Below are 12,574 nucleotides of genomic sequence, written 5' to 3'. Positions count from 1 at the left end.
ATCGTTAAATATATTTTGTTTAAAACTTGAAATTTATATAGCAAATATACTAAATATGTAGGTTATTGTTGATGCTTAATACCCTTTTTAGAGTTGAATTACGAATTTGATAATTCATACTTTTTATATTTCTGTTTTAGTACATTTTGATATAATATTTTATCATATTAATGAAAAAGGTCACCCTATAAAAGAGTGACCTTTGTTTTTATTTTAGATTTAATAGTTTTTTCCACCATGGGCGCTTATCTACTTCTAGATCTTGGCCATAACCATATCCGTATCCATAACCATATCCTTTGTTTGTTTCAGTATCATTTAAGATAATTGACATATTTGGAAGTTTACCTTCTTTATGTAAGTCATTTGGTAATTTAAGCATACGTTTGTCTAGGTAGTTTGCTCTTGCTACGTAGATAAATGTATCTGCGTATTTCGCTATTAACAAGGTATCCGTAACTAAACTCACTGGAGCTGTATCTACGATAATATAGTCATATTGCTTTTTAAGAGTCTCAAACATATCGCCTATTCTATCTCCCATTAGTAATTCTGCTGGGTTAGGTGGAATAGTACCTGCTGGTAACGCATACATGTTTTCGTAACCATCTATTTTTACAACATACTGGTTGATATCATCTTCTTTTCTTAATAGGTAGTCAGATACCCCTTTAGTAGGAAGCATGATATAATCATCTAATCTAGGGTTACGAATATCTAATCCGATAAGAAGTGTTCGTTTACCTGATAGTGCAATTGTAGCTGCAATATTTACAGATGTAAATGTTTTACCTTCTTTAGGGAATGTAGAAGTTAAGAATATCATCTTAGCATTACCTTCCTGTACACCACTTAACATAAACTCAAGGTTCGTTCTGATAATACGAAGAGCTTCAGCTGTACTTGTTCTGCTTGCAATATTAACGATTTTAGAATTATCGTTAGAGTGTGGTATATCTCCTAAGAATGGTACTTGAGTATTCTCTTCAATGTCTAATCTAGTTTTAACCTTAGTATCTAATAAGTTGCGTAAGTAGATTAGAGCAAATGGAATTAGTCCTCCCATAATAAGAGCAGCTAATAAGATAATTGCTTTTTTAGGAGCTACTGGTTTATCACTACTCTTAGCTACATCGATTATTTTAGCATTTTGTTCTGTTGCTGCTAAAGCGATTGCAGTTTCCTCTCTTTTTTGGAATAGGTATAAGTAGATAGCTTCTTTTACCTTTTGCTGTCTATCGATGATTCTGAACTCTCTCTCTTGTTTTGGTACAAGAGATAGTTTAGATTTTAACTCAGATTCTTTAGATGCTAACTCTCTACGTGTAATTTTTAGATTGCTCTCAGCTCTTAAAAGGCTTTCTAATACAGAAGCTTTCATAGAGTTGATTTGATCATCTAATTTTACGATAGCTGGGTTGAGCTTAGTTGTACTAGTGCTTAGTTTATTTCTTTCTAATACTAGCTGGTTGTATTGATTAATTAAGCTATTTGAGCTTACATCTGTCGATACTATATTACCTGGTAGTAATTCGTTTGGTTTGCTGTTTTTTAAGAATTCAATTAATGAAGAGATAACTTTTAATTCAGTTTCATTTTCAATAATTTGCTTTTCATAAACATTAGCATTCTCTAAGTGAATTTTTAATTCAGTAGGAATATCAGTAATACTATTTCTAGCTTTATATCCTTCTACATTTTTCTCTACATCACCTAATTCATCTGTAATTAGAACTAGACGTGAATCAATAAACTCTGAAGTTTTCTCTGAGATAAAACGTTTATCAGCGATAGCACCATCATTGTATAGAGTAATCATGGTGTTTAAGTAATCTTTTGCTTTAGCAGGTGTAGCGTTTAGCAATGATAATTCAAGTACTGTAGAGAATTTATCAGTAGGAGCTATTTTTACTTCTTTTACGTAGTAATCAACAACTTTTTGTACAGGTTTTATCTGTACCAATATTTCATTTACAGTTTCTTCAGCACCTTCTTTTTTAAGAGCATCTAATGTACCTTCTTTTTTAGGAGCGTTTTTAGTTACGATAAGTTTACCAAGTATAGTAGTAATAGGTTCATCGTATTTAAAAGTACCTATTTCTTCTTCCTCTTCATCTAATAATAGAAAAGAGGATTCAGTTCTATCTTTAATAATAAAAAAATACTCAATATCATCAAAGTCAAAAACACGCTCCACAAAGTTGATAGAAACAGGACTATTACCATATAAATCCTTTTTTACAAATCTATCGTTATTGATTAAAGCTATATTTAATTGTAATCTTCTAACTGTTCTCTCTGCAAGACTTCTTGATTGTAGTACTTGTGTTTCGTTTTCTACATTACTTTTACCACCAGAGAACATTCCTAAGTCAGCGAATGCTGCCATTTCAGAAGCTATTCCACCACCTCTTTTCTCATCTTTTACAATGATAGAAGTACTGATAGAATATATTTTCTGGCTATAACGTAAATAAACGAAAGCTAAAGCTACAGTAATAAAAACACTTAATACAAACCATCTCCAGTGAACTAAATATTTCTCTAGTTCTTCTCTTATGTTAATATTAGAATTTTCTTGATTGTCAAATTTGTTTTCCATTGTATTATTTTACGGCTAGTGCTATTACAGTTACTAAAAGTGATAATGCAGAGATTCCTAAACTTAAGTTAGGTCCTACTACAGAAGAGTTAACTCTTGTTTTGTTAGGCTCTACATATACAATATCGTTTTGATTTAAATAATAGTAAGGAGATACCATAAAGTCGGCTTTAGTCATATCTACACGAATTGGTACTCTTCTACCATCTATTTCTCTTATCAATAATATATTGTCTCTTTTTCCATATACTGTTAAGTCACCAGATAGCGCTATCGCTTCAGCTAATGTAAGTCTTTCACTATTGATAGTGTGTACTCCTGGCTTATTTACCTCCCCTTGTACTGTCACTTTGTAGTTCATGATTCTCATGTTGACAATAGGGTTGTTGATATATTGGCTTATTTGTTTTGTAAGTATTTCTACAGCTTCTTTTTTGCTTTTACCACCTATTTTAATCGTTCCTAATACAGGGAACTCTATATTTCCATCACTATCTACTAAGTATAAGTGTTGAGTCATTGTACCGCTTCCAGCTGGGTTATTAGGATTTGTGGTCATTGTATTCATCAAGTTGAAAGGTGCTGCTGCTTCAGGATCTTCAGCAGATACAATGATCATTAGCAAATCATCAGATCTTAAACGAGTCTCGAATTTATTGTCATTAGACTCTTTTAATAATACATCCTCAACGTTTTGGTAGTATACAATGCTCTCTTTAGATGCACATGAACCTAGCAATAGCATAGTGCAGAAGAAAAGAGATAGTTTTAGCGCAATTATATTTTTCATTGTTATTTTTTTGCAAATATATAGTTTCTAAATAGTCAAAAAAAAGAGTTTTACCATTTAAAGTGTCAAATATAGTTTTTTCTTAGTAGAGATAGAATGCTGCTTTCGCAAAAAGCACATTGTTTTTAGGATAATTCGCTTTTTTTCTAATTATAAAAAACACAATAATCTCAGAAATTAAAAGAACTATAAATAATAGTTGTTAAATATGTAAAAGTAGCTTCTGATTTTTTATTTAAAACGTTAGTTTCTTTTTACGTAGTTCAAAGTTCTGACCTAAGTACACTTTTCGTACCATTTCGTCTTCTGCTAATTCTTCTGGAACACCTGCTTTTAAGATACCTCCCTCGAACATCAGGTAGGTTTTGTCTGTAATAGCTAGTGTCTCCTGAACATTGTGATCTGTAATAAGGATACCAATGTTTTTGTTTTTTAAGTTAGCAACGATCTTTTGGATATCTTCTACTGCTACTGGGTCAACTCCTGCAAACGGCTCATCTAGAAGAATGAATTTTGGATCTGTAGCTAAGGCTCTAGCGATCTCTGTACGTCTTCTTTCTCCACCAGATAATACATCTCCACGATTAGTACGTACATGGTTTAGGTTAAACTCATCTATTAGAGATTCCATTTTAGCTTCTTGTTCTTTTTTAGAGAGTTTTGTTAATTGAAGTACGCTTAGTATGTTATCCTCTATACTTAGTTTTCTAAAGATAGAGGCTTCTTGTGCTAAGTACCCTATACCGTGTTGAGCACGTTTGTACATCGGAAAATCGGTTATATCCGTGTTGTCTAAGTATATATGCCCACTATTGGGTTTTACTAATCCTACGATCATATAGAAAGAAGTAGTTTTACCGGCACCATTAGGTCCTAATAGCCCTACAATCTCTCCTTGATTAACCTCTACTGATATACCTTTAACGACTTTGCGTTTTTTGTACATCTTGATTAAATTATCAGCTCTTAATTTCATGATTTTAAAATATGAGATTAGTCAATTTGTTTTGTTTTACTCGCTTCTATTTTCTTGTTCTTTTTGTGTACGAAGAGAGAGATATAAATACTCACTTCATATAGTATAAGTAAAGGAATAGATACTATAATTTGGCTCACTACATCTGGTGGTGTAATTACAGCTGCGATGATTAATATCAATACAATAGCGTATTTTCTATAGTCTCTTAAGAACTGTGGAGTAACTAAATCTAACACAGATAAGAAGTAAATAATAATCGGCAATTCGAATACTAAACCACATGCTATAGATGTCGTTTTTACAAGACCAATATAAGAGTTGATATCTATTTGGTTTTTAACGATATCACTCACCTGTAAGTTCGCAAGGAAATTAATAGATAGAGGAGTGATAACATAGTATCCAAATACTACTCCCATAAAGAATAATAAAGAAGATACAACGATAAAAAGTTTAGCGTATTTTTTTTCCTTTGTATAAAGTGCGGGGCTGATGAACTTCCATATTTCCCAAAGAATGAAAGGAACTGCAATAATAAAACCTGCGGAAATACAAGTCCAAATTAATACAGAGAACTGCCCATCCATCGTTCTATTCTGAATTTCGAAGGGTAAGTCTTGTAGACAAAAGCTTCTATCAAAATCAAAACGTTGTGCTATTTTACAAAAGAATTGATAGGTAACAAAATCACTTCTTTTAGGTGCAAAAATGATTTTGTCAAAAATAAAATCACTAAAAATAAAAGCGACTGCCCCTCCTCCTAGTATAAATGCTGAAGATCTAACTAATAACCATCTTAATTCTTCTAAGTGGTCTAGGAAAGACATTTCCTTTTTTGATTTATCTGAGTTTGCCATATTTATACGATCCCTTCTTTTAATATATCATGTAGGTGGATTACGCCTACGTACTTGTTGTTTTGTGTCACTAATAACTGCGTGATAGAGTTGTCCTCTAATATTGACAAAGCCTTAGATACATGTTCAGAGCTTTCTATTGACTTAGGGTTGATAGACATTATATCTTTAGCCTTATAATCGTTTAGATTACTACTTTTTTGTAGCATGCGGCGCAAGTCTCCATCTGTTATGATTCCCACGATTTGCTCATTATCTACTACAGCAGTCACTCCTAGGCGTTTCTCTGATATCTCTACGATCACTTCTTGGATAGAAGAGTCTGGAGAGACAGCAGGTTTGTTTTCGCTTTTTAGTATGTTTTGCACCAAAAGTAACAATTTTTTACCTAATGCTCCACCTGGATGGTACATTGCGAAGTCTTCTGCTGTGAAGTTTCTTAATTCTATAAGACAAGCGGCTAATGCATCTCCTAAAACTAGCTGAGCAGTAGTACTGTTCATAGGAGCTAGATTATTCTGTTCTGCTTCTCTATCTATTTTAGATAGTAGAATATAGTCTGCGCTTTTTGCTAAAAAAGAATTTTCATTAGCTGTGATAGCGATAAGCGTATTGTTATGTCTTTTTAGGATAGGAGCTAGTACTTTTATTTCTGGGCTATTACCGCTATTAGATATACAGATGATACAGTCTCCTGGTTGGATTAGACCTAGATCTCCATGCATTGCCTCAGCAGCATGCATATAGATAGACGGAGTTCCTGTAGAATTTAATGTAGCTACTATTTTCGCTCCAATTAGTGCACTTTTGCCTATCCCTGTCACAATTATTCGCCCTTTGCAGTTGAAAATCGCTTTAACAGTTTTTTCAAAATCATCCGTTAGATAATCGATTAGTTTTTTAATGCTTTCACTCTCAGAAAGTAAAGTGTTTTTGGCGGTGTTTAATATGTTAATTGATGTATTCAAAATCAGCGAATGTTAAATATTATGATTGAACTAAAGAAATTTTGTACCTTTATGTACTGCAAATTTATGTAAAATACCATACAAAAATAATGAAATCAACTGAAATTGACTTGCACAAAGAGTTAAAGAGATTTTTTGGATTTTCTCAATTCAAAGGTCTTCAGGAAGATGTGGTCAAAAGTATTATTTCTGGACACAATACTTTTGTGATTATGCCGACTGGAGGAGGGAAGTCTCTTTGTTATCAATTACCTGCATTGGTGTTAGAGGGAACAGCTATTGTTGTTTCACCGTTAATTGCTTTGATGAAAAATCAAGTAGATGCTATTAGAAGTTTATCTTCAGAGCATGGTGTAGCGCATGTGCTTAATTCATCTCTTACGAAAACTGAGATAGCTCAGGTAAAGGAAGACATTAAAAGTGGGATTACAAAGTTGCTATACGTAGCACCTGAATCTTTAACTAAGGAAGAGTATGTTAGCTTTTTACAAGGGGAGAAATTATCTTTTGTAGCTATTGACGAGGCCCATTGTATTTCTGAATGGGGACATGACTTTAGACCAGAGTATAGAAATCTGCGCAATATTATTAGAAGTCTTGGAGATATACCTATTATAGGATTGACTGCTACAGCCACTCCTAAAGTTCAAGAGGATATTCTAAAAAACTTAGAAATTCCAAACGCGAATACGTTTAAAGCATCGTTTAACAGACCTAACTTATTCTATGAGATACGTCCTAAAACGAAAAATGTAGAGACGGATATCATTCGCTTTATTAAACAACACCAAGGGAAATCTGGAGTGATCTACTGTCTAAGTAGAAAGAAAGTAGAAGAAATCGCAAATGTACTTCAGGTAAATGGAATCAGTGCTGTGCCTTATCACGCAGGACTAGATGCTAAGACTCGTGCTAAACATCAAGATATGTTCTTAATGGAAGATGTAGATGTAGTAGTAGCTACTATCGCATTCGGTATGGGGATAGATAAGCCAGATGTACGCTATGTAATACATCATGATATTCCTAAGTCATTAGAGAGCTATTACCAAGAGACGGGTAGAGCTGGACGTGATGGAGGTGAAGGACATTGTCTAGCTTATTATTCATATAAAGATATAGAAAAGCTTGAGAAGTTTATGGCTGGTAAGCCTGTAGCTGAGCAAGAGATAGGATATGCCTTATTACAGGAAGTGGTAGCATATGCTGAAACATCGATGTCTAGAAGAAAATTTATCTTGCATTATTTTGGAGAAGAATTTGACGAAGTCAATGGTGAAGGAGCAGATATGGATGATAACGTTCGTAACCCTAAAACTAAAGTAGAGGCTAAAGATGGGGTGGTTCAATTATTAAAAGTAATTAGAGATACCAAACAATCTTATAAAACCAAAGAAATAGTCTTCACTCTATTAGGTAAAGTCAACGCATTGCTAAAAGTAAATAAGACAGATACATTAGAATTCTTCGGTTGTGGTAAAGATCATGATGAGAAGTATTGGATAGCTCTTATTAGACAAGTGTTAGTAGCAGATTTATTGCGCAAAGATATTGAAGCTTATGGGGTGTTAAAACTGACAGAAGCTGGGCTAAAGTTTATAGATAATCCTAAGTCATTTATGATGACTGAAGATCACGAATATTCTGATGCTGAAAACGATTTGGATGTAATTGCTAGTAAAGCTAGTCTAGTGATAGACGAGGCTCTGATCGGTATCCTAAAGGACTTGCGTAAGAAAGTAGCGAAGAAATATGGCGTACCTCCATTTGTAGTATTCCAAGACCCTTCGTTAGAGGAGATGGGACTTAAGTATCCGGTGACACTTGAAGAGATGTCTAATATTATAGGTGTAAGTGAAGGTAAGGCTAAGAAATATGGTAAGGAGTTCGTAGATGTGATCAGTAAGTATGTGGAGGATAACGATATCATTAGACCTGATGACTTAGTGGTTAAATCTACCGGAGCTAACTCTGCATTAAAACTTTATATTATTCAGAACGTAGACAGAAAGTTATCTCTATCGGATATTGCGAGCGCTAAAGGATTAGATATGGATGGTCTGCTAAAAGAGATGGAGCAAATCGTATATTCTGGTACGAAGTTGAATATATCATATTGGATAGATGATGTCTTAGACGAAGATCAGCAAGAAGAAATCTATGACTACTTTATGGAGTCAGAGACAGATAATATTAAGGCTGCGATGACTGAGTTTGACGGAGATTATGATACTGAAGAATTGAGATTAATGCGTATTCAGTTTATTAGTAAAGAAGCAAACTAGTTTATAGTAGAGATATAATAATAAAAATCTTCAGTAGACGACTACTGAAGATTTTTTTACATGCTTTTTTTAAAAATATGGAAAAAATTTTAAAATCGTGTTTTAGAAGATCTTCGTTAGTCAAGATTAGTATCGCTACTATGGTGCTTTTACTAATAAATATTTTATTTATAATCTTAATATTAAAAGCAAAGAGAGGCGATATCGGGGTGAGTAATATCGAGAGTGCTATAGCAGGTGGAGCTGTGGTGATTACTATATTAGTCTATTCTGTAGTTAAAATATATCCTTATCTCAACAAAATAACGATTGATAGCGAGAAGATATATTATAAGAAAATATTGGGACAGGAGAAAGTCATAGATATCGCTGTAGAGGATGTGCAGATACATATAGACACATTATATGTCCGCTGGACTAATCAAGATGGTTATATAGAAGTGAGTAGTGGAAAGAAAAAAATCAAGATTATAGAAAGTTATTATAAAAACTATGAAGCACTAAAAGAAGCTTTGATTGCTTTAGCTTAACGAAAGATATATAGATAAAAGGTGTTCTTATGGAGCACCTTTTTTTACGGATATAAGGTAGAGTATTTAGGTCAGTGTTTATTTGCTGTAAATTTTCAGTAGTTCAAGAATACATGATTAGTAAATGGAGAATTGCTCGACAAAAGTACCTCTAGCTCCACTAATCTCGAGTAATTGTCCATAGATTGTCGAGGAGGTCGACTTTAATATTAGTATTATATGGGGATGAGCTATTAGGTGAGTTTGTATTTGTAAAATAGTTTTTTGTTTAATGTGTTGTTTATTAGTGTTTTGTGTGATTTTGGGTACTAAAAAAAAGTATATCTTTTTTTCATATAGAACAGGGTTTCGTTCCTATTTAGGAGGGATAATAGATAAAAAGACCTTTTAGAATATGAAAAAGCACTTATAAAAGTGAAATTTAGACTCTAAAATAAAAAAAAGGACAACTTTTTTTTAAAATAATTAAAAAACGTCTAGAAAGAAGAGTCGTGTTGTAAAAAAGAAAGAGGTAACTCATTATATAGGTTACCTCTTGATATATGCATTTACAGATGCAGTCTATTCGTATAATTCTCCTCGATGTGGCTTTAGGATGTCTCTTAGTTGTCTCATTTGCTCATCATTGACTACCATATACGCGATAGTGTGTTCAGGTGCTAATACTGTGTAGTCTATGATAGAGATGGGTAGTTGTTCTATAGCGACATACTCTTTAAGGTGTATTACGTGATGCTCAGCTGTTTTTTCTCCAGCAGGACCTTTAAAATCCCAAATAAGTTTGATTTGTCTTTCCATTTTCTAATTGTCATTTGTACAAAAGTAGTCAAAAAATAGGAAGAAATAATTGAAGAATTAGTAGAAGACGCTAGGTGGAGAAGTACTGCGGATGAATAGTATTGCAAGATAAAATGGAAGAGCAGATAACAAAAGGGGGAGTGTAGTCGTTTATAAATGAATATTATAACAGAAAGACAGGTTTATAACGATGCTATCTGATAAAGAGATTAGTTTAACCGTATCTTTTTTGTATTTTTGAGGTTGATATAAATTATTAGGTATGAAAGAAGAGTTAGTGGTATTAGTAAATGAACAAGATGAACAAGTAGGAGTAATGGAAAAGATAGAAGCTCATGAAAAAGCTTTGTTACATCGTGCATTTTCTGTTTTTATTTTGAATAAAAATAATGAAGTAATGTTACAACAACGCGCTTCAGAAAAGTATCACTCGCCTTTATTGTGGACTAATACTTGTTGTAGTCATCAACGTGTAGGCGAAACAAATATAGAGGCTGGTAGACGTAGATTAATGGAAGAAATGGGATTCGAAGTGCCCCTAAAAGATGTTTTTAGTTTTATCTATAAAGCCCCATTTGACAATGGTCTGACAGAGCATGAGTTTGATCATGTGATGATTGGATATTACGATGATGAGCCAAATATCAATTTAGAAGAAGTAGAGGCATGGAAGTGGATGTCTATAGAGGGTATAAAGGAAGATATGGAGGCTAATCCTAATATATATACAGCTTGGTTTAAAATCATTTTTTCTAAGTTTTATCATTTTATAGAAGCTCAAAAGAAATAATAGTATGAGATTAACTGTTAGTAGAAAAGCTCACTTTAATGCAGCACATCGCTTGCATAGAAAAGAATGGTCAGAGGAGAAGAATCAACTTGTTTTTGGTAAATGTAATAATCCTAACTATCACGGACATAATTATGAATTAATTGTTCAGGTGACAGGAGAGCTTGATCCAGAGACAGGATTTGTTATGGATTTAAAAGAGCTGTCGGATTTAATAAAATCAGAGATAGAAGAGAACTTTGATCATAAAAACTTAAATTTAGATGTACCAGAGTTTTTAGAGCTAATCCCTACAGCAGAAAATATCGCAGTAGTGATATGGCAAAAATTAAGACCTTTTATTAATGATGATAAAGAGCTAGAAGTGATATTGTATGAAACTGCTAGAAACTTTGTTTCTTTTAAAGGAGATTATTAATTATAGGGGATGCTAATGGGAAAAGTTGTAACTTGCACCCTCGTTTTTTATAGCGATTGGGAAAGATAGGTAAGCAATAGCTTATTTTTAATAGAAGTGATTAATATATGGGTTTTAAACAATATCCGATACTATTTCAACCGATTCTGAAAGACAGAATTTGGGGAGGAACGAAGTTAAAGTCAATACTTGGTAAAGATATTGATTCAAATGAGGTAGGGGAGAGCTGGGAGATTTCTGGTGTATCTTCTGATGTAAGCGTTGTCGCAAATGGGGTATATGAAGGATTAAGTTTAAATGATTTAATTCAGAAGTTTCCTGAAGAAATATTAGGTGATTATATTATAAGCCGTTTTGATAAGAAGTTTCCTCTTTTGTTTAAGTTTCTAGACGCAAAAGAAGATTTATCTATACAGTTACATCCAAATGATGATTTAGCTCAGAAGCGCCATGGGTCTTTTGGAAAGACTGAGATGTGGTATGTGATGCAAACGGATGAGAATGCAAGAATAGTAGTGGACTTTAAAGATGGAGTGACTCAGCAGGATTATCTACATCATTTAGAAGCTAAGACACTGCCATCTATATTAAAAGAGATACCTGTAAAGAAAGGAGATGTATTCTTCATCGAGACAGGTACTATCCATGCCATCGGAGCGGGTGTACTATTAGCTGAGATTCAGCAGACTTCAGATATTACTTATAGAGTGTATGACTGGGATAGACGAGATGCTTCTGGTAACTCTAGAGAACTGCATATCGATTTGGCACTAGATGCTATAAACTATGATAAGAAAGAAGTAGAACTGACTTATACTAAAGATATTAATGTATCTAATGAAATAGTAGAATGTCCGTTCTTCTCTGTAAATTATATTCCTTTAAAAGGGAAGTATCACAAGGAGAAAGATATTTCTAGGTTCTATCTATATGTATGTACAGAAGGACAAGGTGAGATTATATTAGGAGCAGAGGTATATCCTATACGATGTGGACAGACTGTGCTAATACCAGCAGCAGTATCACAAATATGTTTAAGTGGTGAGGCTACAATCTTAGAGATATTTGTTTCTTAAAACAGTAGTATACCCCATTTTTATATTGTAGATTTGCGTAAAATTAATAATAAATAAAGGAAATTATGGCAAGCGTAAAGAACCTAAAAAAAGATATTCACTATGTATTAGGTGATATCATCCAAGCAATTTATATTCAAGAAATGACAACTGGAGGACCAACTGCAGAGACTAATGCATTACTTGAAGAAGCGTTTGTTTCTTTCGATGAATTAATCGGAGCAGTGAATGCAAAAAATGTTGAAAATAAAAAGGCACATTTTAAAGGAGTTTATAAAAAACTAGAAGATGTTGCTGGTCAATTAGTTGAGAAAATCAACGCAATGTAATCGAAAAAAAGATTTAAAAAAGATACATTTTGTGTTGCAAGATTGAAAAACCATGCTATCTTTGCACTCGCAAAATGAGTCGCCGGTGTAGCTCAGCTGGCTAGAGCAGCTGATTTGTAATCAGCAGGTCGTGGGTTCGAGTCCCTCCATCG

General features: G+C 33.3%; 12 protein-coding genes. 6 read left to right on the top strand and 6 right to left on the bottom strand.

Annotated elements, in window-relative coordinates:
* Window positions 1-208: 208 nt before the first annotated feature.
* The 5 genes from HX049_RS09655 to HX049_RS09635 form a co-directional block, all read right to left on the bottom strand.
* The gene (locus tag HX049_RS09655; protein ID WP_286415601.1) at window positions 209-2,602 is read right to left on the bottom strand and encodes a GumC family protein; all 2,394 of its coding nucleotides are present in this window, start codon (window positions 2,600-2,602) and stop codon (window positions 209-211) included.
* 4 nt (window positions 2,603-2,606) lie between these two features.
* On the bottom strand, window positions 2,607-3,392 hold the full coding sequence (locus HX049_RS09650) for a polysaccharide biosynthesis/export family protein (RefSeq protein WP_286415600.1): 786 nt from the start codon (window positions 3,390-3,392) through the stop codon (window positions 2,607-2,609).
* Between the two features lie 235 nt (window positions 3,393-3,627).
* Complete coding sequence (gene lptB / locus HX049_RS09645) at window positions 3,628-4,368, bottom strand: LPS export ABC transporter ATP-binding protein (protein WP_286395607.1); 741 nt, start codon at window positions 4,366-4,368, stop codon at window positions 3,628-3,630.
* Window positions 4,369-4,385: 17 nt separating this feature from the next.
* Window positions 4,386-5,198, bottom strand: coding sequence for a twin-arginine translocase subunit TatC (tatC, locus tag HX049_RS09640; RefSeq protein WP_006260211.1), 813 nt, complete (start codon window positions 5,196-5,198; stop codon window positions 4,386-4,388).
* Window positions 5,199-5,230: 32 nt separating this feature from the next.
* Window positions 5,231-6,196: a KpsF/GutQ family sugar-phosphate isomerase gene (locus HX049_RS09635; RefSeq protein WP_286415599.1), complete on the bottom strand. Its 966-nt coding sequence runs from the start codon at window positions 6,194-6,196 to the stop codon at window positions 5,231-5,233.
* Between the two features lie 89 nt (window positions 6,197-6,285).
* Here HX049_RS09635 and HX049_RS09630 point away from each other — a divergent pair, with 89 nt between their 5' ends.
* Window positions 6,286-8,481 (top strand): ATP-dependent DNA helicase RecQ, encoded by a 2,196-nt coding sequence (locus HX049_RS09630; protein ID WP_286415598.1) that lies wholly within the window; start codon window positions 6,286-6,288, stop codon window positions 8,479-8,481.
* 77 nt (window positions 8,482-8,558) lie between these two features.
* Window positions 8,559-9,011, top strand: a complete 453-nt coding sequence (locus HX049_RS09625; RefSeq protein ID WP_286415597.1) for a hypothetical protein — start codon at window positions 8,559-8,561, stop codon at window positions 9,009-9,011.
* Window positions 9,012-9,572: 561 nt separating this feature from the next.
* Here the strand turns inward: HX049_RS09625 and HX049_RS09620 are convergent.
* The gene (locus HX049_RS09620; RefSeq protein ID WP_006261952.1) at window positions 9,573-9,809 is read right to left on the bottom strand and encodes a hypothetical protein; all 237 of its coding nucleotides are present in this window, start codon (window positions 9,807-9,809) and stop codon (window positions 9,573-9,575) included.
* A gap of 262 nt (window positions 9,810-10,071) precedes the next feature.
* Here HX049_RS09620 and idi point away from each other — a divergent pair, with 262 nt between their 5' ends.
* The 4 genes from idi (at window position 10,072) to HX049_RS09600 (ending at window position 12,422) form a co-directional block, all read left to right on the top strand.
* Window positions 10,072-10,599, top strand: coding sequence for an isopentenyl-diphosphate Delta-isomerase (idi, locus tag HX049_RS09615; protein ID WP_006264407.1), 528 nt, complete (start codon window positions 10,072-10,074; stop codon window positions 10,597-10,599).
* 4 nt (window positions 10,600-10,603) lie between these two features.
* On the top strand, window positions 10,604-11,017 hold the full coding sequence (locus tag HX049_RS09610) for a 6-pyruvoyl trahydropterin synthase family protein (RefSeq protein WP_006264406.1): 414 nt from the start codon (window positions 10,604-10,606) through the stop codon (window positions 11,015-11,017).
* Window positions 11,018-11,124: 107 nt separating this feature from the next.
* Window positions 11,125-12,093 (top strand): type I phosphomannose isomerase catalytic subunit, encoded by a 969-nt coding sequence (locus HX049_RS09605; protein WP_286415596.1) that lies wholly within the window; start codon window positions 11,125-11,127, stop codon window positions 12,091-12,093.
* Between the two features lie 65 nt (window positions 12,094-12,158).
* Complete coding sequence (locus tag HX049_RS09600; RefSeq protein WP_286396487.1) at window positions 12,159-12,422, top strand: hypothetical protein; 264 nt, start codon at window positions 12,159-12,161, stop codon at window positions 12,420-12,422.
* The last annotated feature ends 152 nt before the right edge of the window (window positions 12,423-12,574 follow it).

This window comes from Myroides odoratimimus, from assembly GCF_030326305.1.
Taxonomy (GTDB): Bacteria; Bacteroidota; Bacteroidia; order Flavobacteriales; family Flavobacteriaceae; genus Flavobacterium; species Flavobacterium odoratimimum_A.
This window is presented reverse-complemented; position numbering and strand designations above follow the sequence as displayed.